Source organism: Streptomyces montanus, assembly GCF_005786655.1.
GTDB classification, from domain to species: domain Bacteria; phylum Actinomycetota; class Actinomycetes; order Streptomycetales; family Streptomycetaceae; genus Streptomyces; species Streptomyces sporangiiformans.
Genome location: NZ_VBZC01000019.1, coordinates 120,465 through 141,219 on the forward strand (window position 1 = coordinate 120,465; position 20,755 = coordinate 141,219).

Consider the following 20,755-nt stretch of genomic DNA (forward strand, 5'->3'; position numbering starts at 1 on the left):
TCAGCGGCCTTCCTCTGTCCAGGTGGCGGAGGGACCGTCGAGAACGATGTCCCACTCGTAGCCCAGCGAGAACTCGGGCTGCGAAAGGTCGTGGTTGTACTGCGCGACGAGGCGGCCCCGGGCCGACTCGTCCGTCACCGACCGAAGGATCGGGTCGTACGGGAACAGCGGGTCGTTCGGGAAGTACATCTGCGTCACCAGCCGCTGCGTGAACGCCGTGCCGAACAGCGAGAAGTGGATGTGCGCGGGGCGCCACGCGTTGGTGTGATTGCGCCACGGGTACGCGCCCGGCTTGATGGTGCGGAAGAAGTACCGGCCCTGATCATCCGTCAGAGTCCGTCCCACGCCGGTGAAGTTGGGGTCGAGCGGCGCCGGGTGCTGGTCGCGCAGATGCGCGTACCGGCCCGACGCGTTGGCCTGCCAGAGCTCGATGAGCTGGCCGCGCACCGGGCGCCCGTCGCGGTCGAGCAGCCGCCCGGAGACGGTGATGCGCTCGCCGAGCGGCTCGCCCTGGTGCTGGACGGTGAGGTCGTTGTCGATCTCGGTGATGTCGGTCGGACCGAACACCGGACCGGACAGCTCGACGGTCTCCGGATCGCCTCCGTTCACCGCGACCAGCGGCTGCTTGGGGTGGCGCAGTACGGAGCTGCGGTACGGGGCGTAGTCGCGCGGCGGGTGGTGCTGGACCGGGGCGCCGCCGGCGACGGCTTTGTCGTACGCGTTCTGGAGGTCGTTGACCTCGGTGTCGATGTCCGACTGGGTGAGCGTCATGAGGATTCCGATTCCCTACGGGCCTTGAGAGGTCTCAGCGAGAGGTCTCAGCGTTCGAGGACGAGGGCCAGGCCCTGGCCGACGCCGATGCAGAGGGTGGCGACCCCGATGCCGGATCCGCGGCGGGCGAGCTGGTGGGCGACGGTGCCGGCGAGCCGGGCACCGGAGGCGCCCAGTGGGTGACCGAGGGCGATCGCGCCACCCTGCGGGTTGAGGAGTGCCGGGTCGAACTCGGGCCACTCGGCCACACAGCCGAGCACCTGCGCGGCGAACGCCTCGTTCAGTTCGAGAGTCGACAGATCGTCAAATCCCCTGCCCGCCTTGGTGAGCGCGCGGCGAACGGCCTCGACGGGCGCGAGCCCGAAGTAGTGCGGGTCGATCGCGGAGACACCGGAGGCGGAGACCCGCGCGAGCGGCTCGCGGCCGGTGGCCCTCAGCCCCTCCTCGTCGACGAGCAGCAGCGCCGCCGCCCCGTCGTTCAGCGGGGAGGCGTTGCCCGCCGTCACCGTGCCGTTCTCCTTGCGGAAGGACGGCTTGAGCTTGGCCATCGCGTCGAGGGACGCGGAGGCCCGTACGCATTCGTCGGCGCCGAAGAGGACCGGGTCGCCCTTGCGCTGCGGGAGGGAGACGGGCGCGATCTCGGCGTCGAAGAGGCCGTCGGCCTGGGCGCGGGCCGCCTTCTGGTGGGAGGCGAGCGCGAACTCGTCCTGCTGCTCCCGGCTGATCTTGTGCTTCTCGGCGATCAGCTCCGCGCTCTCGCCGAGCGGGACCGTCCACTGCGGGTCCATCTTCGGGTTGACCATGCGCCAGCCGAGCGTCGTCGAGTACAGCTCGGTGTGCCCGGCAGGGAAGGGCTTGTCGTTCTTCGGCAGGACGTAGGGGGCGCGGGTCATCGACTCGACGCCACCGGCCAGGGCGATGGAGGCGTCGCCGAGCGCGATGGCCCGCGCGGCCTGGATGACGGCTTCGAGCCCGGAGGCGCACAGCCGGTTGACGGTCACACCGGGCACGGATGTGGGCAGGCCGGCGAGGAGGGCGGCCATGCGGCCGACGTTGCGGTTCTCCTCGCCCGCACCGTTCGCGTTGCCGAAGTACACGTCCTCGATCCGTGCCGGATCCAGGTCCGGTGTACGGGCGAGGAGTTCACGGATGGCGTGGGCGGCCAGATCGTCCGGGCGGACACCGGCCAGCGAGCCGTTGTACTTGCCGATCGGGGTCCGTACGGCATCGACGATGTAGACGTCTCGAAGACTCATGACGAAATCTCCTCCGGAATGCGAACCTTCGCGGCGGTCCTCGCCACGATCTCCTCGGCCGTGACACCCGGCGCGGTCTCCAGCAGCACCAGGCCCTCGTCCGTCACGTCCAGCACCCCCAGATCCGTGATGATCCGGTTGACGCAGGCCTTCCCGGTCAGCGGCAGCGCGCACTCCTCCAGGATCTTCGGCGAGCCGTCCTTGGCGGTGTGCGTCATCGCGACGATCACCTTGCGGGCACCGTGCACCAGGTCCATGGCTCCGCCGATCCCGGTGATCATCTTGCCCGGGATGGCCCAGTTGGCGAGGTCCCCGCGCGCGGACACCTGCATGGCGCCCAGTACGGCGACGTCGATGTGCCCGCCGCGGATCATTCCGAAGGACAGCGAGGAGTCGAAGTACGAGGCGCCGGGCAGGACCGTGACGGTCTCCTTGCCGGCGTTGATCAGGTCCGGGTCGACCTCTTCCTCGGTCGGATACGGGCCGGTGCCCAGAATCCCGTTCTCGGACTCCAGGATCACCTCGACGCCCGGAGGCAGATGGTTGGGGATCAGCGTCGGCAGCCCTATACCGAGGTTCACGTACTGGCCGTCCTCCAGCTCGCGCGCGGCGCGGGCGGCCATCTCTTCACGCGTCCAGGCCATCACGCACTCACCGTCCCTCGTGCCGCAGGCGCGGAAATCGTGCGCTGCTCGATCTTCTTGTCGGCCGCCTGCTCCGGGGTGAGCGGGATGACCCGCTGCACGAAGATGCCCGGCAGATGTACCGCGTCCGGGTCGATCTCGCCCGGCTGTACGAGCTCCTCGACCTCGGCGATCGTCACCCGGCCGGCCATCGCGGCGAGCGGGTTGAAGTTGCGGGACGACTTGTTGAAGACCAGGTTCCCGTGCCGGTCGCCCTTCGCGGCCCGGACCAGGGCGTAGTCGGTACGGATGCCGCGCTCCAGCACGTACTCCGTGCCGTCGAACTCGCGGACCTCCTTCGGGGGTGAGGTGACCGCGATACCGCCCTCACCGTCGTACCGCCACGGCAGCCCGCCGTCGGCGACCTGCGTGCCGACACCCGCCGGCGTGTAGAAGGCCGGAATCCCCGCCCCGCCCGCCCGCAGGCGCTCGGCGAGCGTGCCCTGGGGGATCATCTCGACCTCCAGCTCGCCGGCCAGATACTGCCGTGCGAACTCCTTGTTCCCTCCGATGTACGACCCCGTGACGCGGACGATGCGGCCCGCTGCCAGGAGCACCGCGAGACCCGACTCCATCGCCCCGCAGTTGTTGGAGACCACAGCCAGGCCGGAGACCCCGCGCTCGTACAGAGCCTGGATCAGAACATTCGGCACACCGCTCAGCCCGAAACCACCCACCGCGAGCGACGCGCCGTCCGGCACATCGGCCACTGCCTCGGCGGCTGTGGCGACCACCTTGTCCATCAGTGAAGCCCCATCTCTCCCGAGCGACCAGCGCGCCCGAATTGCTCAGGGCACTGATTAATTCCTTGAGGTTTCACTCACGCTGCCATTCGACGGTGCGGCCGTCAAGGCCCCAGAGAAAGCCCCAGGTGGATATCACACCAGGTGAATGTCACAGCTCGCGGCAGACAGCGCGTCGTGCGAGACGGTATCGTCAGTGCACCGACGAATCCCACCCGTCTATGCAGCGCGCATACGGGGAGCTGAGGAGCACACATGGCCGCGGTGGACCTCTCCACTCATCCGGGGCACCTGGCCCGGCGGCTGCAGCAGGCGCACTATCTGCTGTGGAACGCGATGGTCTCCGAGGAGATCACCTCGCCGCAGTTCGCGGTCCTGAACGCGCTTGTCGCCGAGCCGGGCCTGGACCAGCGCACTGTGGGTGAGCGCGTGGGTCTGGACCGGTCCACCATCGCCGAGGTCATCAGCCGGCTCAGCCGCCGCGGCCTCCTCGACAAGGTTCGCGATCCGCAGGACGGTCGCCGCTTCCTGCTGCGCCTCACCGACGAGGGGGCACGCACGCACCGCAAGCTGTCCGTCCGGACGGCCCGTATGAACCAGGTCTTCCTGGCTCCCCTCAGCGCCGAGGAGCGGGCCGTGTTCTTCAGCCTGCTCCAACGCGTCTCGGACGCCGCGGAAGGACTCCGGAACCCGGGGGAACCGCTCGTCACGCAGGGCTGACCGGCTGACAGGGCTGAGGAGGATGCCGGGCAGTGCCGGGGTCACGCCTTCGCGAAGACGACCCAGACCTGTCCGCGCGCGAACTTCATGGATTCGCCGTTCGTCGTCGTGAACTTCGTTCCGTCGGTGGCCGAGGCGCGCTTCCAGTTGACGTCGAAGGCGCGGCCGTCGCGCAGCACCTGCGCCTTGCCGGAGCCCACGGTCTCCGTGTACGGCGTATTGCTGCCCAGGAAGTCCTCGAACTGGGACTTGCGGATCTTCACGTACTGCACGACCACCGTCGAGGCGGCCACCCGCTTCCCGTCGGTCGTCACGCTGGGCCTGCCGTCCATCGACACCAGCCAGCGGTCCCTGCTCTCGGACCAGTTGAAGGTGAAGCTGGCCGCGGGGAAGCGCACGGTGCGTGTGGTCTCGGCCTTGCCGCCCTCGGGCAGCGCCCCGTATTCGAAGCCCGTCGTCAGCGCGTCCGCTCCCGGGGCGGACTTCAGCAGCCGCTCGGGGCGCAGATACAGGTTGTGCGGCGCGGGCCTGTCGGCGCCCCGGAAGTACGCCTCCGGTTCCTGGTTCGGCGACGCCACGTGCAGTGGTGCCTTGTCGATCAGCGGCAGCAACTTGCTGTGCGCCCCCGAGAAGGCGAGCGTCGGCTCGTCGAACTGACGCAGCAGCTCCAGGTCCGACTCGCGCGCGCTGCGCACCGGCCCGACGACCGGCGGCAGTTTGGTCGCGTACATCGCCATCAACCGGCTCAGGCCGGCCTCCACCTGCTCGGCGTAGACGATGTCCGCCGCGTCGAGGCCCGTGTGCGGCCGGGCCCGGGTCACGTTGTCGATCTTCACGGCGAGCGGCGAGCCGGTGGGGGGTTCGCTGGTCTCCGTGCTGTGCTCGGGGTTCGGCGCGCGCCCGTCGTCGGCCGGTCCGCCGTTGCCCTGCGTGCAGCCTGCCGCCATGGAACCGGCCATCAGGGTGGCCAGCAGTGCCGTCGCCACGGCCGAGCGTCTGGTCCGCACCGGCCGCCCGGACCGTCTCATGCCTACGGTGTCCACGATGCCCCGTTTCCATGGGTTTGCGATTATTCGTTCAATCGTGTCATACCCCATGGATCGGTTCCGAAGGCGTTGCTGGGCCGAACAGGTAACCGACTGGGTCGCCGCGGCCATCATCAACCACGGATCGGCGGTCTCAGCCCTCCGGGCCCAGGATCTCCGCGAGGTTGTAGCGGACCGGCTCCTCCAGTTGGGCGTAGGTGCAGCTCTCGGGCGTGCGGTCGGGGCGCCAGCGGCGGAACCGCGCCGTGTGCCGGAAGCGCTGCCCGTTCTCCATGTGGTCGTACGCCACCTCGCACACCAGTTCCGGCCGTAGCGGCACCCAGGAGAGGTCCTTCTTGCCCGACCAGCGGCTGGGTGCACCGGGCAGCCGGGCCGCCTCGTGCGCCGACTCCTCCGCCCAGGCCGCCCACGGATGGCCCTCGGCGGACGCCATGCGCAGCGGCTCCAACTCCGCCACCAGCTCCTCGCGCCGCTTCATGGAGAACGCCGCGGACACCCCCACGTGCTGCAGCGTGCCCTGGTCATCGTGCAGACCGAGCAGCAGCGAACCGACGACGGGCCCGCTCTTGTGGAGGCGGTACCCCGCGACGACCACGTCCGCGGTGCGCTCGTGCTTGACCTTGAACATCAGCCGCTCGTCCTGCCGGTAGCGCAGGGTGAGCGGCTTTGCGATCACCCCGTCCAGGCCCGCGCCCTCGTACTGCTCGAACCACTGCCGTGCCACCTCGATTTCGAGCGTCGCCGGTGCCACATGCAGGGGAGCCGTGACCCCGGCCAGGGTCTCCACGAGCAGCGCGCGCCGTTCGCCCAGCGGGACGTCCAGCAGCGACCGGTCGGAGAGTGCGAGCAGATCGAAGACCACGAACGAGGCCGGGGTCCGCTCGGCCAGCATCTTCACACGGGACGCGGCCGGGTGAATGCGCTCCGTCAGCGCGTCGAAGTCCAGCCGACGGTCCCGCGCGATCACGATCTCGCCGTCCACCACGCACCGCTGGGGCAGCCGTTCCCGCAGCGCCTCGACCAGTTCGGGAAAGTACCGGGCCAGCGACTTTCCCGTACGGCTGCCGATCTCGACCTCGTCGCCGTCCCGGAAGACGATCGCCCGGAACCCGTCCCACTTCGCCTCGTACTGCATGCCTGGCGGAATCCGCGCCACGGACTTGGCGAGCATCGGCTTCACGGGTGGCATCACCGGCAGATCCATGCTTCGACTCTACCCACGGTCCAGGCTGCCCGCGCATGTCCAGGCAGCCCATAATGCGCAGGTCAGAGGCCATTCGGTATCCCACACCGTGGCACGCGTCTGTTGTCCGTCCTTTCGGCGACGGCTCACGGCACAGTGGAGGTATGAACGCGGACGACAGGAACATTCTGGCCCGGGGACGCGTGGCGACCAGGCTTCCAGCCCAGGACCTGGACCGGGCGCGGCGCTTCTACGCCGAGCAACTCGGTCTGGAGCCCGTCGACGAACGGCCCGGTGGGCTGCTGTATCGGTGCGGAGACACGGAGTTCGCCCTGTTCAAGTCGACGGGAGCCTCGCCCGGCACCTTCACGCAGATGGGGTGGCAGGTCGACGACTTGGAGACGATCGTGTCGGAACTCAAGCAGCGCGGCGTGATGTTCGAAGAGGTCGACGTGCCCGGGTTCCGGACGAAGGACGGGATCGCCGAGATCGACGGGAACTACCCGAGCAAGGGCGCACGGGGAGAACGCGCCGCCTGGTTCCGTGACAGCGAGGGAAACCTGCTGGGCATCGGCGAGCCGGTCGTCTGAGCGGATGTCACTGAGCACGTTGGGTGGCCACTCTTCAAGTGGGCGGCCTTCAGCGCTTCAGGCTGACGATCACCAAGGAGTCTCCGGCGGAGCCGACGCCGATTATCTTGTCGGTGCCCGGGACCGCCGTGATGGCGTTCAGCCGGAGCGACTGCTTCGAGTCGGATTCGATCCCGTCGGTGCTCGGCAGCTTTGACTGCGCGATCCCTTCGCACAGCCCGTCTGCGGTGAGGTACCGGCTGGCACTGAGGACCGCACCGCGCTTACCGTCGTCGACCCAGCGGCCGCGTGCGCTGCATGCTCCCTCGGAGTTCGGCAGCGTGATCCATCTGGTGCCGTTCCAGCGCCGCCGGATGGCCTCCGGAGGGGGATCGGACTCGTCGTCCTCGCTGATGGAAGGGTGCTCGCCGTAGACGCGGACGTCGTCCTTCGCCAGCGCGGCGACCTCGGTGAAGTAGGCCAGCTCCTCGGGCGCCGGAACGCTGTAGTGGTACTCCGGCGTCCGTACGGGCTTCCAGGCGCGGCCGTCCCAGTGCATGGTGGCGGGCTGTGCACCCGGCAACCCCAGGTGCTCGTCGGGACCATCGGGGTAGTGGTAGCCGACCGCCCACAGGTCGTCGGACGCGACGCCGTCGAGTGCGGTGACGGTGACGGGCAGGTCCATGGCAGTCCAGCCGGTGCCGTCCCAGTGGTACGCCCCGGTCTTGCCGTCGAGAACCCAGATGTCGTCCTCGGTGAAAGCCCGCACATCTTTGACCCGGCGGCCGTCTGGGAGTTCGGGCAGCGCCGTCCAGCGCGTGCCGTCCCAGCGGGCCATCCGTGACACGTTCCCCTCGTCCAGGCTCGCCGTGAACAGGAAGCCGCCGGAGTCCACGGCGTCGAAGCGCACATGGTCGAAGACTCTGGCGCCGAGCGAAGCCGGCATGGGGCGGTGCTGCCATCCGGTGCCGTCGTCGTGCAGGAGGAGGCCGTCGCCCGCCGCCCAGATGTCGTCGTCGGCGGTCGCGATGACGGCGGACAGCGTGCCCGTGTCGGTGAAGACCTTGTCGTACTTCCAGGCCTTACCGGAGTCGATCACGGCGCGTAGGGCCACCACGGAGACGAACAGCAACAGGAGCACGGCGAGCACCGCGTTGACCTTGAGCATGCGCATGTTCACGTACGTGTTCCCCGCCTCGTGGCCCGAGCCCCCGGCCCGTCGCCGCAGAGCATACGTTCCGGTCCTTCGTCCGGAACTTGGGCATGTATGGGTGAGGACGCCCGCGGGGGCGACCGCGTTCGGTGCCCGCCCCTGTCCACTGTGCTTGAATCGAACGCATGAACGAGTTGCCACCGGATCGTGCGCGCCTGCGCGTCATCCTGGAGCACCTCGACAAGCAGGTCCTCGACAACGAGACCATCGGCATCTACCTGCGCATTCAACGCGACGCCGTACGCCAGGCGCTCGCCCTCGCCGAGGGGGAGCCGCAGCGGCAGCAGCAGTCCCAGCCGGCCCGCCCGCGGCAGCGGCGCCCTGAGGCACTCCCCGCCTTCCCGAACAGCCGTCCCGGGAAGGCGGGGACGAACTTCACGGTGGAGCGGCAACCCAGGGCGTTGGGTCCCGAGCCCGCGCGCATCCACACCGGCGACTGCCCGCACGGCGGCGTGAAGCACCCCATCAGCGCCCAGGACGCACGGGCGGCGCTGCTCGACCCGATGGTGGAGGCCTGCCAGTTCTGCTGCCCGGACACGGAGCTGGGCGTCGACCTCGACGGGCCGTGAGGGAAGGTCCGGGTCAGGGGAGTGGTCGGTCAGGGGAGTGGTCGGTCAAGGGAGTGGCGTCGAGAAGTCGGAACGCGAGGGGGAGGGGAGGTCGGGCAACCCCTCTGCCGGTGCGTCGGACGGATAGAACTGGGCGTACCAGCGGCGTAGTGCCTTGATGCCCTTTTCGTGCGGAAGCAGGACAGGGCGCGGTTGGTGGATCTTGTGATCCCAGATCCGGACCTCTTCGCGCACCTCGCCCAGAGCTTCGGCGCGGAAGACGAGCTTGAGGGCGGGCACCAGGAAGGGGAGTCGGGACGGCTTGCGGATGTAGTACAGCATCCGCAACTCGCTCGTACGGTCGTCGATGGGGGTGGTGAGCGCGACGGCGGTCACCGAAAGGACGGGGCCGTGGGTGCGGACCACCATGACGCCGGGTCCGTACATGAACGCGTCGAAGGTGTTGTCGATGTCCCAGCCGAGAACGCGCCGGCTGATCCGGCCACGTACCTCGGCGAAAGGGCCGTCCGGCTGGAGGTCCTGGACAGGCGGTTCGCTCTGGCCGTGGATGAAGTGGAAATGCGACTCGTCCACGATGTTCTCGCGCATCTCCTGGACATGGATGCGCGCCCGGCAGGTGTCGTCGATCGGTTGCGCGAACTCCTGGGATGTCGTCTCCGGGATGTCCGGTACCTCCCAGGACGGCTCGCCCGGCCCGGCGTAGACGAAGACGAGCCCGCTGTGCTCACGGACCGGGTAGCCGCCGATGGACACCTTGGGGGTCCGGACGGCGAACGGGGCCTTCACGCACCGGCCGTCCGCATCGAATCGCCACCCGTGGAAGGGGCACTCCACGGTGCCGTCCACGACCTTCCCGCCGACGCCCAGGTGTGCGCCGTAATGAGGGCAGTGCGCGTCGCGTACGGCCGGCTGCCCGTCCGCGCCACGGAAGGCGATGAGGGCACGTCCGAAGTAGTGGAGGCTGACGACCTTGCCCGGTCGTAACTCGCCGCTGCGGAGCACGGCGTACCACCCATACGGAACGGACGGCATCGGATACTCGTCGGCTCGCGGATCGCGAGGCAGGGCGGGGAGATTGTCATGACTACGTCGAAACCGCATGGCGCTCATGCTAACCGGGGGCCGTGGTGCGGGGCCGTCGGGCCGCCGCGCACCTGATGGTCCGCAGCCCCCTCCTTCGTGGTGAAGGAGGAGGCTTCTTCGGCTTTGCCGCCTGGCGGATCAGCAGGTGACGACCTTGCCGTACGAACCCCGGCCCCAGTTCCACTCCCACTGCTCACCGGGCTGGTACGTGAGACAGGGGGAGTCGGAACCCCAGTCGATGACGACCTTCAGGTGCATCGCCTCGCGGCAGTTGTTGGTGACCTTCACGTACTTCCTGTGCTTGATGACGTCCCGCTTCACGCAGGCCGGAGCCGTGCCCATCGCGTCGGCCGCCGTTGCCGTGGGGGCCGCGGCTAGTCCGCTGCCCAGGACCGCGGCGGCGAGGATGCCGAGGGCGGCGCTCTTGTGGAACTTCATGCGGATTTCCTCTCTGGCGTGCTCGGTGTGCGAGGCGGGCGGAGTGACGTGGATCACGCCGCCGGGTGTGCTGCACCGACTGTGCCGGGGCTCGGGCACCGACCGCCACAATGACCCGCCGTTTGGGGCCATCTGGGATGTCCCAGTTCCTGACCTGCGGGGATGCGGGCAGCGGTGATGCAGTCGTGGGACGATCCGCGGAGGGTGATCCGCGAAGAGCGATCCGCGAAGGGCGACACGCCGAGAGGTGTTGAGGAGGCGGGCCCCGGCCCCGGCTCTCATGGTGCGGCCAGTGCCGGGGCCCGCCCTGTGCTCAGGAAGTCCGGTGGACGAGCTGGCTGGTCAGTTCGTACCTTGCGCCGACTATGGCCAGGTCACCCGTGGCCACCTTGGCGGCGAGGTCGGGCTCCGCGGCGAGCCGGGAGCGGACGAGTGCGACGTTGGCGTCGATCGTCGCGTCGATGCGGGCGTCACCCTCCTTGCTGTGGTCTATGGCGGGGCTGATCTGGTCGGCCAGGTACTGGATGTGGGCGGGCAGCTCCTCGCCGGACTCGTCCGCCTGGACCGCCGCCTTCACGGCGCCGCACGACTGGTGCCCGAGCACCATGACCAGCGGTATGCCCAGTTCGAGCACCCCGTAGGCGATGCTGCCGAGCACGGCCTCGTCCAGCACCTCGCCCGCCGAGCGCACCGTCATCAGGTCACCGAGGCCCTGGTCGAAGACCAGCTCCGGCGGTACGCGGGAGTCGATGCATCCGAGCACGACGGCGAAGGGGTGCTGACCCGTCGTCAGTGTCTGCCGGACGGCCGGTGACTCGTCGGGGTGGCGTTGGCGGTACGTGCGCCAGCGGAGGTTGCCCGCCGCCAGTTCCCGCAGGGCTTCCTGCGCGGTGGTGGGCCGGGGGCGCGTGCTGCCGGTGGGAGTGGCGGCGACAGCGGAGGGGGCGCCGATGGCGAGACCGGCACCGAGGGCAGCGGTGCCGGTCAGTGCGGCGCGGAGAAGTGAGCGCCGGGCGGGAGCGACCCTGTCGGCGGGTGCGGTCGACGCGAGGCCGACGACTCTGTGAGGTGGGAGGTCAGAATTCACAGGCGGGAACGTATGTCTGAATCTGACCCATGATCGATCACCTGGTCGCGTCTTGACGCTCCATGAACCAACCTTGGGTGATTCCATCCCGGACCGTTGCCGGGATTTTGGACAACCCAGGTGATCACTTCCAGCCAAATCCCTTGGGATCAAAGCCTGTTGAATTGTTTCGTCGTGCGCCCCAGATGGGTGACCGGCCCGGGATCCGGCACCTCGATCTCGTGAAAACCAAGGCGGTCGTAGAAGGCCCTGGCCGGAGTGTTGGTCGTCACCATGCTCAGGTGGACGGCCTGCACCCCTCTGTCCCGCAGGGCCCGCAGGAACGTGCGCATCAGCGCGCGGCCGTGGCCGCGGCCCTGCCAATCGGGGAGCAGGTCGATGTGCAGATGAGCCGGATACGCCGCGACTTCTGGGACGACCATCCGCTCGGGGTGGTGCAACAGCCGGATCATCGCCTCGTCCGGGGTGCGCGGCGGTCCACTGGGCTCCGGAAAACGGTCCGCCACCAGGGGCAGCCACTCCGTGCGGAAGGTGTCGGCGAAGCGGGGAGTGTCCGCGGTGCCGAGGATGTAGCCGACCGCCTGCCCCTGCCCGTCGTCCAGCACGAAGGCCAGCTCCGGCTCCAGATGGACGTACGGAGCCGCAAAGATCGCCGGAATGATCTCGGGGTTCGCGTAGTGGGGCCGGCTGTCCTGGCCGTTGTGCGCGGTCCGGATGCAGATGTCGTCGAGGGCCTCTCGGTCCGCGGGGCGGTACGGGCGCACGGTGGGAGTTGCGGCGGGAGATATGGCGGAAGACGAGGTCATCGCAGCATCCTGCATTACTGGGAGCGTTCCCACGGCGCCGTTCCGCAAAGCCGCGAGCCGATCTGCGAGCCGAGCGGTCCGGTCACACGCGCAGGAGACCGGCGACACCTTCCGGCGGGGACGCCGGGCCTGTTTCAATCCTCCGCCCGGTATGCGACGCAAGCGTGTTACGCCTACCGTGGCTCGCATGGGCGATGCGGTGGAGCTGGAGGTGGCGGGGCGGACCGTGCGGCTGTCCAGCCCGGGGAAGGTCTTCTTCCCGGAGCGCGGCCTCACCAAGCTGGACGTCGCCCAGTACTACCTTGCCGTGGGCCCCGGCATCCTGCGCGCCCTGCGCAACCGGCCCACCACCCTGGAGCGCTACCCGGAGGGTGTGGCGGGCGAGTCCTTCTTCCAGAAGCGGGCCCCCAAGAACATGCCCGACTGGATCCCCACCGCCCACATCACCTTCCCGAGCGGCCGCAGCGCCGACGAGATGTGCCCCACCGAGGCCGCCGCCGTCGTGTGGGCCGCCCAGTACGGCACACTCACGTTCCACCCGTGGCCGGTGCGCCGCGACGACGTCGACCGTCCCGATGAGCTCCGCATCGACCTGGATCCGCAGCCCGGCACGGGATACGGCGACGCCGTGCACGCAGCCCATGAACTACGCGCCGTCCTGCACGAGTTCGGCGGGATGCGCGGCTGGCCCAAGACGTCCGGCGGCCGGGGCCTGCACGTGTTCGTGCCGATCGAGCCCCGCTGGACCTTCACCCAGGTGCGCCGCGCCGCGATCGCCGCCGCGCGCGAACTGGAGCGCCGTATGCCCGACCGCGTGACCACCGCCTGGTGGAAGGAGGAGCGCGGCGAGAAGATCTTCGTCGACTACAACCAGACGGCCCGCGACCGCACCATCGCCTCCGCCTACTCCGTACGTCCCCGGCCGCACGCCCCGGTGTCCGCGCCCCTGCGCTGGGAGGAGGTGGGCGTCGCCGTGCCCCAGGACTTCGACCTGGTGTCGATGCCCGGGCGTTTCGCCGAACTCGGCGATGTGCACGCCGACATGGACGACCACGCCTTCTCCCTCGAAGCCCTGCTGGAGCTCGCTCGCCGGGACGAGCACGACCACGGTCTCGCCGACCTTCCGTATCCGCCCGAGTATCCGAAGATGCCGGGCGAGCCGAAGCGGGTACAGCCGAGCCGGGCCAAGCGCGAGGAGAGTTGAGCGGAGAGACGCGGGGCGGGACAAACGGATGGACAAGAGGGCGGAGAGACAAGCGGTGGCGTACGGCCGCTGCCGAAGCACAGCGAGCCGCACGCCACCGCCGCTGGGGCGCCCACCACGGGTCATCCCGTACAGGCGACTACAACTCCTTGATCCGGATGTCCCGGTACGAGATCACATCCGTCGTGCCGTGCACCTGCAGCCCGACATAGCCGGAGGCGAACCGGCGCCCGTCCGTGCCCGGGTCGTCCGAGCGGGGCGGGGTGAAGTCCTGGCCGCCGATGTTGTCGAACTCGTTGATCAGCACGCCGTTGCGGTACACCGAGTAGTGCTGGTCGACCACACGGATCTCGTAGTCGTTCCAGGTGCCCTTCTGCGTGACGCCGGCCCCGGCCAGCCCCACACGGTCGAAGCCGTAGACCGAGCCCGTCTTGTACATGTCGCCGTCCGGACGGTCGTTGATCTGCAGCTCGTGCCCGTACTTGATGGCGACCCACTCCGGACGTGACTCCTCCGGGTGGTCGTGGACCCACGGGAAGCGGGCGAAGACACCCGCGTTGGCGTTGCCGGTGCCCGGCGCGTCGTCCCGCCACTGGAGCTTCAGCGAGAAGTCGCCGTACTTGCGCTCCGGGAACCACAACATGCCCATGCCCGACACCGTGGTGCTGCTGGTCATCGAACCGTCCGCGTTCACCGCGAACCTGCCGCCGCCGACCTGCTGCCACTTGGCGAACGACTCCTCGGAGCCGTCGAAGATCGTGCGGTAGCCCTCGGTCTGGCCCGGCTTGCCGATGCCCGACTCCTTGGCGGCCTTGGTGATCAGGTTGTACTCGCGCTGGACGAGGACGCCTTCCTTGAGGAGCTTGTCCAGGACGCCCTTCACGTGCTTCAGGAACAGCGCGTGCGACGTCCACTCCTTCTCGTCCTCGATCAACTCGTTGATCCGGCACCGGTTGTTGGTGATCCGGTTCGGCACACCGGTGTCGACCGTGCCGACGATGACCGTCAGCCGCTCGTCGTACTCGGCGCAGGCGGGCGCCGGCACCCCGCCGCCCGAGGCGACGGTGAAGCTCACCGTCCGGGCGTCCGACGTGTTGCCCGCCTTGTCGCGCGCGCGGTACGCCACCGAGTGCGCGCCCACGCGGTCGACCACGACGGGTGCGGTGTACGCCAGATAGGGCCCGCCGTCCAGCGAGTACTCGATCGCGGCGACCCCGGAACCGCCGTGCTCGTCCGTGGCGGTCACCGTGACCTTGGCGCTGTTGATGTAGGCGCCGGAGGAGTTCTTCGAGCCCTCGACGCTCACCCCGGTCACCGGCGGAGTCTTGTCCTCCGCCGGCGGAGCGACCACGGTGAACGAGACGGACTTCTCCGCCGCCACGTTGCCCGCCTTGTCCGTGGCCCGGTAGCGCACCTTGTGCGTGCCCACCTCGTGGACCATCACCGGAGCCGTGTACCGCTGCCAGGCACCGGAGTCACCGAGCGCGTACTCGATGGTGTTGACGCCGGATCCGGTGTCGGAGGCCGTCACGGTGACGGTCGCCATGGAGAGATACTCCCCTTGCGGGTTCCGCTCGCCACTCACGGCGGCCGAGGTGTCGGGGGGCGTCGTGTCGTCCGTCGGTGGCGGCGCCACCGTGAACTCGGCCGTCTTCTCGGCCGCCGTGTTCCCGGCCTTGTCGACCGCTCTGTAGCGGACCTTGTGGCTGCCCACCTGGTCGACCACCACGGGCGTCGTGTACGGCTGCCATGGTCCCGCGTCACCGATCGCGTACTCGATCCGTTCCACACCAGAGCCGGCGTCGGTCGCGCTCAACGTCACCGTCGCCGAACCCACGTAGGCGCCGTCCGCGTTCTGCGTGCCGCTCACCTTCGCCGCGGTCTCCGGCGCGGTCGTGTCCTCGCCGGTGCCCTCGGTGACCACGAGGATGCCCTGCATCTGACCATGGCCCGGGATGGTGCAGTAGTAGCGATAACGGCCGGGCGTCAGCGTCACCTCGGCCGTGTGCTTCCCGCCCTGGTCGTCGTTCGGATTGGCCAGGATGTTGAGCGGGACGTCGTTGTTGTACTCCGGGTCGGACACGTCGAAGGTCAAGGTGTGCGGCATGCCCATGGTGTTGCCGGTCGCCGCGCTGTTCTCGAAGACGATCGTGGTCGTGCCCGCGACCGCGGTGGCGGGCGCCGACGTGTACTTGGTGATGTCGTCGCCGGCCGTCCATGTCAGGGTCTGCGCGGCAGCCGCCGACGGGGCATCGGCACCGGCCCCGTCGGCCTTTCCGAAGGCGGACGTCGACGTCAGCCCGAGCACCATCAGCAGCGACGCCAGGAGAGCCGTCCACAAGCGGCCAGTTGTTCTTCCAGTTCTTCGCCGTCGTATGCGTACCACGCCCATCATTCGGCCTCCCTGGCGAGCTGATCCGCGGCCGGCGTCGGAGCGCCGCCCTTGTAAGTGACTTGCCACAGCGCCGACTTGGCGTCCGAGGTGAAGAAGCCACGCCCGTAGTCGAGGACGTACAGCCTGCCGTCGGGGCCGAACTTCCAGTCCATGAGGTTCTTGATGCCGTCGTTGCCGACGGGCACGATCTTCTTCAGTGACTCGGCGTGCACCGGAATGCCGCCCTGGCCCGCCGTCTTGGGGTCGAGCAGCACGGCGTGCCGCGGCTGGTCGGCGTCGTAGAAGTCGCCGACGAACCACTTGCCGTCCCAGTACGACGGCCACTTCCCCTCACCCGCGGACGCCGAGTCGTAGCGGTAGACGGGCCCGTTCATGGCCGCCTGACCGCCGCCCTTCAGCCACGGCAGCAGGAACTTCTGCTCCTCCGCCTTGTACGACGGGATGCCGTTCGCGTCGCGCGGGAAGTCCGGTCCGCCGCCCTGGGGGGAGTACCAGATGGTGTTCCCGGTGACCGGCGGGAGGTTGACGAGGCCGTCGTTGTTAGGTGATTCGTTCTTCGGGGCGTCGCAGTTGTACCAGCCCAGCGGCTTCGTCGGGTCGGGCAGGTTGCGGTCACGGTAGGGCTGTTTGTTGCCCATGCAGTACGGCCAGCCGTGGTTGCCCGGCTTGGTGATGGCGGCGAACGTGTCGTACTTCGCCGGGCCCCAGGTCGTCGACGGGTTCGAGGCGTCCGGGCCGACCCAGCCCGCGTACAGGACGTCCGTCTTCTTGTCGACGGAGATGCGCGCGGGGTTCCTGACGCCCATCACGTAGATCTCGCCGCGCGTCTTGCCGCCGCCCTCGTCGGTCTCCTTGCCGGTGAAGAGATTGCCCTGGGGCAGTGTGTACGTGCCGTCGGGCTCCGGGTGGATGCGCAGGATCTTGCCGTTGAGGTTGTTGGTGTTGCCGGCGGTGCGGCGCGCGTCGGCGAACGACACGCCCTTGTAGTTGGGCTGCGGGTTGTTGCCCGAGTAACCGTCGCTGAAGCCACTGGAGTTGTTGTCGCCGGTGGCGATGTACAGGTTGCCCTTGGAGTCCCACGCCAGACCGCCGCCCGAGTGGCAGCAGCTGTGGATCTGCACCGGCCACTTCAGCAGGACCTTCTCGCTGCTCAGGTCCAGCTTGTTCGTGGCCTGATCGAGCGTGAAGCGGGAGACGCGCCGCTCGGCCATCCGCGTGTCGCGGTTGATCTGGGAGTGGGGCGTGTAGTGCAGATACACCCAGCCGTTCTGCTGGAACGCCGGGTCCAGCTCGATACCGAGCAGGCCCTCCTCGACCTTGATCAGCTCACCCCCGCCGCCCTTGTTTCCGAACACGGTCAGCGCGCCGGCCAGGGTGACCTTCTTGGTCTTCGGGTCGTAGACGTGGATCTCGCCCTTGCCCTTGCCGATGTCGGGGTTGTTCCAGTCGGTGACCACGGGCTGCGAGGAGTCCGCGCCACCGCGGCCGATGTAGAACACCCGGCCGTCGGGCGCGGTGACCAGGCCGTGCGGCTCGCCGATCTGGTCGTTCTGACCCGGCTGGTTGGGCTGAGTCAGGCGCTCCGCCTTGTAGTTGGCGTTGATCGTCGCCTTGCAGTCGGCCCGGACGAGCCGCGTGGTCCACAGCAGCGCCCCCCGCAGATGCGTACGGAAGTCCACTTCGTCGTACGAGGAGGCCGTGCCGCCCATGCCGGTGTAGAAGGAGCGTCCGCCGTCGTAGTCACGGCACCAGGACACCGGGTGGTCCGCGCCGTTCTTGCCGTCGCCCGGCTGGTACGTCGACTCGCGCACCCGTGCCACGGTGTGCACGTCGCCGGACGGGTTCTTGACCCAGTTCAGCCACTGGTCCGGGCGCTTCCACTGGAGCGGGAGGTCCTTCGTGGCGGGATGCTGACGGTCGCCGACCTCAACGGTCGCCCGCTGCACGGCGGTGGGGCTCGACGCTGCCGGCCGGGCGCCGACGAGTCCCGTGAACCAGTCCGAGTACGGTTCGGCGCGGGCCGCGTCATGGATGCCGACGAAGCCGCCGCCCGCCTCCATGTACGCCTCCAGGCCGGCCTCCTGCTCCGGGTCGAGCACGTCGCCGCCACCCGTGAGGAAGACGACCGCGTTGAAGCGGCCGAGTTTCGTCTCGTCGGTGAAGACGGCGGCGTCGTCCGTGGCCTCGACCTTGAAGCGCTGCGCGGCCGGACCGGAGAGGCCGATCTTCTCGATCGCCTCGATACCGGCGTTGACGACGGGAGACTCCTCGCCGCCCGCCGCGGACCCGTGGTAGATCAGCACTCGTACATTGGCGCCGCCGGGCGGCGACTTGATCGACATCGTTGTCAGCGCCGAATCGGGCGCCGGATCGGGTGCCGGGCGCGCACTCGCGGTGGGCCCCGAGAGGACCCCCGCGGTGACGGCTCCGGCGGCCAGCGCGGCGGCCCAGGCGCGGTGTCTCGCTCTGTGTCTTGTTCTGCTCAACCCTCGCCCAGCTAAAGGATTTTGATGCGGTGTGAGCCGCATGTGGTCACCCACCCCTCTGCTTCTTTTTGAGGCTCGGTTCGCCGCTGGGGCGACACAGGCGCGCCCCTTTGGCTCACTCGCGTCACAGCAACAGCGCCAAGGAAGCTAGACCTCTTTTCGTCACTCGCCAATAGCTATGACCGCAATGGCACGAACTTTGTCCTGAGAGTGGATAAACGGGACTCGTGCCATTACCGTCTCCGGAGTTCGTCTCTGTCGCTCCATCAGTTCCGGCAGATCTGTCAATCCCGTTGATTCCGCACCACGTTGGGGGAGTACGGCATGGGCACCACGGACGACATGGGCAGACGCGGATTCAACCGGCGGATGCTGCTGGGTGGGGCTGCCGTCGCCGCCACCGCGACATCGTTGTCGGCGGTCGGCGCGCAGGACGCGGCGTCCGCCGACGGTCCGGTCAGGACGGCCCCCGCGGGCGGCGAGGTGAAGCGCGTCAAGCTGTACGCCGAGAAGCTCGCCGACGGTCAGATGGGCTACGGCCTGGAGAAGGGCAAGGCGTCGATCCCCGGCCCGCTCATCGAACTCAACGAGGGCGACACGCTGCACATCGAGTTCGAGAACACGATGGATGTGGCGGTGAGTCTGCACGTCCACGGCCTCGACTACGAGATCTCCAGCGACGGCACGAAGCAGAACAAGAGCGATGTCGAGCCGGGCGGTACGCGCACGTACACCTGGCGCACCCATGCACCCGGCCGCCGCAAGGACGGCACCTGGAGGGCGGGCAGCGCGGGCTACTGGCACTACCACGACCATGTCGTCGGCACCGTGCACGGCACGGGCGGACTCCGCAAGGGGCTGTACGGGCCGGTGATCGTCCGCAGGAAGGGCGACATCCTTCCCGACCGGACCCACACCATCGTGTTCAACGACATGATGATCAACAACAAGCCCGGCCATCAGAGCCCCAACTTCGAGGCCACGGTGGGTGATCGGGTCGAGTTCGTGATGATCACGCACGGCGAGTACTACCACACGTTCCATCTGCACGGGCACCGCTGGGCCGACAACCGCACAGGGATGCTGACGGGTCCCGACGATCCGAGCCAGGTACTGGACAACAAGATCGTGGGGCCCGCCGACTCTTTCGGCTTCCAGGTGATAGCGGGGGAGGGCGTCGGCGCGGGCGCGTGGATGTACCACTGCCACGTCCAGAGCCATTCCGACATGGGGATGGTGGGGCTGTTCCTGGTCAAGAAGACGGACGGGGCGATTCCCGGGTACGAGCCGCACGAGCACTAGACGCCACTCGCGAGGCTGTTTCGGCGGTCGGCGTAGGATCGGGGAGCGCTCTCAACACCGCGCCGACCAGGGGTTACCCTGATCCGCAACCGCCGTCTGCGAGGAGTCCCGAGGTGACCGAGTCGTCGACAGCGCCACGACCCACGCTGGAAGCCGTGGCGGCCCGGGCGGGCGTCTCCCGGGCCACCGTGTCGCGTGTCGTCAACGGCGGCGACGGCGTGCGGGAACCCCTGGTCGAGCGGGTCAGGCGGGCCGTCGACGAGCTCGGCTATGTCCCCAACCAGGCAGCGCGCAGCCTTGTCACCCGGCGTCACGACGCGGTCGCCGTGGTGATCGCCGAACCGGAGACCCGGGTGTTCGCGGACCCCTTCTTCGCGCTTCAACTCCGTGGCATCAGCAAGGAGTTGACCGCACACGACTCCCAGCTCGTGCTGCTGCTCACCGAGGGTCGTGACGACCACGTGCGCGTGGGCCGTTATCTGGCCGGCGGTCATGTCGACGGCGCGCTCGTCTTCTCCCTGCACCTCGACGACCGACTGCCCGGCCTCATCCACGGCGCCGGAGTACCGACCGTGTACGGCGGACGGCCGGGCTGGGGCGACGGGACGCGCGGCGCGGTCTACGTCGACAGCGACAACCGGGGCGGCGCGCGGGAGGCGGTGCGCCATCTCGTCGCGCTCGGGCGTACGCGCGTCGCTCACATCACCGGTGCCCTCGACCAGACCTCGGCGGTCGACCGGCTCGACGGCTTCCGGGACGTGATGGTGGACGCCGACCCCCGGCTGATCGTGGAGGGCGACTTCACCCCGGCGGGCGGCGAGCGCGCGATGCGGGAACTGCTCGACCGCTGCCCGGAGTTGGACGCGGTGTTCGCCGCCAACGACCTGATGGCCTCGGGCGCGCTGCGCGTGCTGCGGGAGCGGGGGCGGCGGGTGCCCGAGGATGTCGCCCTGGTCGGTTTCGACGACATGCTGCCGGTCGCGGAACAGACCGACCCACCTCTCACAACGGTCCGTCAGGACATAGAGGAGATGGGCCGGTTGATGGCACGGCTGCTGCTGCGTGGCCTGGATCGCCGGAGCGCGACCGAGCCCGCGGCCTCGGGTCCGGGCTCGCAGAGCGGCTTGGCGGGCGCGCCGTCCAGTGTCGTCCTGCCGACGACCTTGGTGCGGCGCGCCTCGGCGTAGGGGCTCTGTGGCCG

At 69.0% G+C, this 20,755-nt stretch carries 19 protein-coding genes; 6 read left to right on the forward strand and 13 right to left on the reverse strand.

What is annotated here, in order from left to right; genetic code table 11:
* Genes pcaH through FE633_RS19175 form a run of 4 tightly spaced genes read right to left on the reverse strand, consistent with a single transcriptional unit; the run spans window position 1 to window position 3,453 of the window.
* Window positions 1–771, reverse strand: coding sequence for a protocatechuate 3,4-dioxygenase subunit beta (pcaH, locus tag FE633_RS19160; RefSeq protein ID WP_138046385.1), 771 nt, complete (start codon window positions 769–771; stop codon window positions 1–3).
* A 47-nt stretch (window positions 772–818) separates the two neighbouring features.
* Complete coding sequence (locus FE633_RS19165; protein ID WP_138046386.1) at window positions 819–2,027, reverse strand: thiolase family protein; 1,209 nt, start codon at window positions 2,025–2,027, stop codon at window positions 819–821.
* Complete coding sequence (locus FE633_RS19170) at window positions 2,024–2,671, reverse strand: CoA transferase subunit B (protein ID WP_138046387.1); 648 nt, start codon at window positions 2,669–2,671, stop codon at window positions 2,024–2,026. Before FE633_RS19170 ends, FE633_RS19165 begins: the two co-directional genes overlap by 4 nt.
* Window positions 2,671–3,453, reverse strand: a complete 783-nt coding sequence (locus tag FE633_RS19175) for a CoA transferase subunit A (protein ID WP_138046388.1) — start codon at window positions 3,451–3,453, stop codon at window positions 2,671–2,673. The genes FE633_RS19170 and FE633_RS19175 overlap by 1 nt, the downstream gene beginning before the upstream one ends.
* Before the next feature lie 255 nt (window positions 3,454–3,708).
* On the opposite strand from FE633_RS19175, the gene FE633_RS19180 reads away from it, so the two are divergent.
* The gene (locus FE633_RS19180; protein ID WP_138046389.1) at window positions 3,709–4,173 is read left to right on the forward strand and encodes a MarR family winged helix-turn-helix transcriptional regulator; all 465 of its coding nucleotides are present in this window, start codon (window positions 3,709–3,711) and stop codon (window positions 4,171–4,173) included.
* A gap of 41 nt (window positions 4,174–4,214) precedes the next feature.
* Here the strand turns inward: FE633_RS19180 and FE633_RS19185 are convergent, their stop codons facing one another.
* Together FE633_RS19185 and FE633_RS19190 are read right to left on the reverse strand one after the other, a co-directional pair.
* Window positions 4,215–5,201: a DUF3048 domain-containing protein gene (locus FE633_RS19185; protein ID WP_138046390.1), complete on the reverse strand. Its 987-nt coding sequence runs from the start codon at window positions 5,199–5,201 to the stop codon at window positions 4,215–4,217.
* Between the two features lie 151 nt (window positions 5,202–5,352).
* Window positions 5,353–6,423: an ATP-dependent DNA ligase gene (locus FE633_RS19190; protein ID WP_138046391.1), complete on the reverse strand. Its 1,071-nt coding sequence runs from the start codon at window positions 6,421–6,423 to the stop codon at window positions 5,353–5,355.
* A gap of 143 nt (window positions 6,424–6,566) precedes the next feature.
* Between FE633_RS19190 and FE633_RS19195 the strand changes: the two genes are divergently transcribed.
* The gene (locus tag FE633_RS19195) at window positions 6,567–6,992 is read left to right on the forward strand and encodes a VOC family protein (RefSeq protein WP_138046392.1); all 426 of its coding nucleotides are present in this window, start codon (window positions 6,567–6,569) and stop codon (window positions 6,990–6,992) included.
* Between the two features lie 49 nt (window positions 6,993–7,041).
* Here FE633_RS19195 and FE633_RS19200 read toward each other — a convergent pair whose 3' ends face one another.
* Complete coding sequence (locus FE633_RS19200; protein ID WP_484422049.1) at window positions 7,042–8,145, reverse strand: DUF6242 domain-containing protein; 1,104 nt, start codon at window positions 8,143–8,145, stop codon at window positions 7,042–7,044.
* 164 nt (window positions 8,146–8,309) lie between these two features.
* On the opposite strand from FE633_RS19200, the gene FE633_RS19205 reads away from it, so the two are divergent.
* Complete coding sequence (locus FE633_RS19205; protein ID WP_138046394.1) at window positions 8,310–8,753, forward strand: DUF6233 domain-containing protein; 444 nt, start codon at window positions 8,310–8,312, stop codon at window positions 8,751–8,753.
* Between the two features lie 45 nt (window positions 8,754–8,798).
* On the opposite strand, the gene FE633_RS19210 is transcribed toward FE633_RS19205, so the two are convergent.
* From FE633_RS19210 to FE633_RS19225, 4 genes are all read right to left on the reverse strand, one after another.
* A complete protein-coding gene (locus tag FE633_RS19210; protein ID WP_212747240.1) occupies window positions 8,799–9,854 on the reverse strand; it encodes a Rieske 2Fe-2S domain-containing protein in 1,056 nt (351 codons plus the stop codon).
* Window positions 9,855–9,974: 120 nt separating this feature from the next.
* Window positions 9,975–10,274 (reverse strand): hypothetical protein, encoded by a 300-nt coding sequence (locus FE633_RS47330; protein WP_171060023.1) that lies wholly within the window; start codon window positions 10,272–10,274, stop codon window positions 9,975–9,977.
* A gap of 313 nt (window positions 10,275–10,587) precedes the next feature.
* Complete coding sequence (locus tag FE633_RS19220; RefSeq protein ID WP_246113705.1) at window positions 10,588–11,361, reverse strand: carbonic anhydrase; 774 nt, start codon at window positions 11,359–11,361, stop codon at window positions 10,588–10,590.
* A gap of 149 nt (window positions 11,362–11,510) precedes the next feature.
* Window positions 11,511–12,167, reverse strand: coding sequence for a GNAT family N-acetyltransferase (locus FE633_RS19225; RefSeq protein WP_138046397.1), 657 nt, complete (start codon window positions 12,165–12,167; stop codon window positions 11,511–11,513).
* Window positions 12,168–12,354: 187 nt separating this feature from the next.
* On the opposite strand from FE633_RS19225, the gene ligD reads away from it, so the two are divergent.
* A complete protein-coding gene (ligD, locus tag FE633_RS19230) occupies window positions 12,355–13,371 on the forward strand; it encodes a non-homologous end-joining DNA ligase (RefSeq protein WP_138046398.1) in 1,017 nt (338 codons plus the stop codon).
* 139 nt (window positions 13,372–13,510) lie between these two features.
* Here ligD and FE633_RS19235 read toward each other — a convergent pair whose 3' ends face one another.
* Together FE633_RS19235 and FE633_RS19240 are read right to left on the reverse strand one after the other, a co-directional pair.
* Window positions 13,511–15,763: an OmpL47-type beta-barrel domain-containing protein gene (locus FE633_RS19235; RefSeq protein WP_171060025.1), complete on the reverse strand. Its 2,253-nt coding sequence runs from the start codon at window positions 15,761–15,763 to the stop codon at window positions 13,511–13,513.
* Window positions 15,763–18,294 carry a ThuA domain-containing protein gene (locus FE633_RS19240; protein WP_138046425.1) on the reverse strand — a complete coding sequence of 844 codons (2,532 nt, stop codon included), beginning with the start codon at window positions 18,292–18,294 and terminating at the stop codon, window positions 15,763–15,765. Before FE633_RS19240 ends, FE633_RS19235 begins: the two co-directional genes overlap by 1 nt.
* A 300-nt stretch (window positions 18,295–18,594) precedes the next feature.
* On the opposite strand from FE633_RS19240, the gene FE633_RS19245 reads away from it, so the two are divergent.
* Window positions 18,595–19,554 (forward strand): multicopper oxidase domain-containing protein, encoded by a 960-nt coding sequence (locus FE633_RS19245; RefSeq protein WP_171060026.1) that lies wholly within the window; start codon window positions 18,595–18,597, stop codon window positions 19,552–19,554.
* A 113-nt stretch (window positions 19,555–19,667) separates the two neighbouring features.
* A complete protein-coding gene (locus FE633_RS19250) occupies window positions 19,668–20,741 on the forward strand; it encodes a LacI family DNA-binding transcriptional regulator (protein ID WP_138046401.1) in 1,074 nt (357 codons plus the stop codon).
* Window positions 20,742–20,755: the final 14 nt, after the last annotated feature.

Bases quoted from the DNA above. Each gene is read 5' to 3' on its own strand.
- FE633_RS19205 (WP_138046394.1), top strand. From the start codon at position 8,310: ATGAACGAGTTGCCACCGGATCGTGCGCGCCTGCGCGTCATCCTGGAG.
- FE633_RS19225 (WP_138046397.1), bottom strand. From the start codon at position 12,167: ATGACCTCGTCTTCCGCCATATCTCCCGCCGCAACTCCCACCGTGCGC.
- FE633_RS19170 (WP_138046387.1), bottom strand. From the start codon at position 2,671: ATGGCCTGGACGCGTGAAGAGATGGCCGCCCGCGCCGCGCGCGAGCTG.
- FE633_RS19245 (WP_171060026.1), top strand. From the start codon at position 18,595: ATGGGCAGACGCGGATTCAACCGGCGGATGCTGCTGGGTGGGGCTGCC.
- FE633_RS19240 (WP_138046425.1), bottom strand. From the start codon at position 18,294: ATGCGGCTCACACCGCATCAAAATCCTTTAGCTGGGCGAGGGTTGAGC.
- FE633_RS19200 (WP_484422049.1), bottom strand. From the start codon at position 8,145: ATGCGCATGCTCAAGGTCAACGCGGTGCTCGCCGTGCTCCTGTTGCTG.
- ligD (WP_138046398.1), top strand. From the start codon at position 12,355: ATGGGCGATGCGGTGGAGCTGGAGGTGGCGGGGCGGACCGTGCGGCTG.
- FE633_RS19235 (WP_171060025.1), bottom strand. From the start codon at position 15,763: ATGGGCGTGGTACGCATACGACGGCGAAGAACTGGAAGAACAACTGGC.
- FE633_RS19185 (WP_138046390.1), bottom strand. From the start codon at position 5,201: ATGAGACGGTCCGGGCGGCCGGTGCGGACCAGACGCTCGGCCGTGGCG.
- FE633_RS47330 (WP_171060023.1), bottom strand. From the start codon at position 10,274: ATGAAGTTCCACAAGAGCGCCGCCCTCGGCATCCTCGCCGCCGCGGTC.
- FE633_RS19210 (WP_212747240.1), bottom strand. From the start codon at position 9,854: ATGCGGTTTCGACGTAGTCATGACAATCTCCCCGCCCTGCCTCGCGAT.
- FE633_RS19195 (WP_138046392.1), top strand. From the start codon at position 6,567: ATGAACGCGGACGACAGGAACATTCTGGCCCGGGGACGCGTGGCGACC.
- FE633_RS19180 (WP_138046389.1), top strand. From the start codon at position 3,709: ATGGCCGCGGTGGACCTCTCCACTCATCCGGGGCACCTGGCCCGGCGG.
- FE633_RS19175 (WP_138046388.1), bottom strand. From the start codon at position 3,453: ATGGACAAGGTGGTCGCCACAGCCGCCGAGGCAGTGGCCGATGTGCCG.
- pcaH (WP_138046385.1), bottom strand. From the start codon at position 771: ATGACGCTCACCCAGTCGGACATCGACACCGAGGTCAACGACCTCCAG.
- FE633_RS19190 (WP_138046391.1), bottom strand. From the start codon at position 6,423: ATGGATCTGCCGGTGATGCCACCCGTGAAGCCGATGCTCGCCAAGTCC.
- FE633_RS19165 (WP_138046386.1), bottom strand. From the start codon at position 2,027: ATGAGTCTTCGAGACGTCTACATCGTCGATGCCGTACGGACCCCGATC.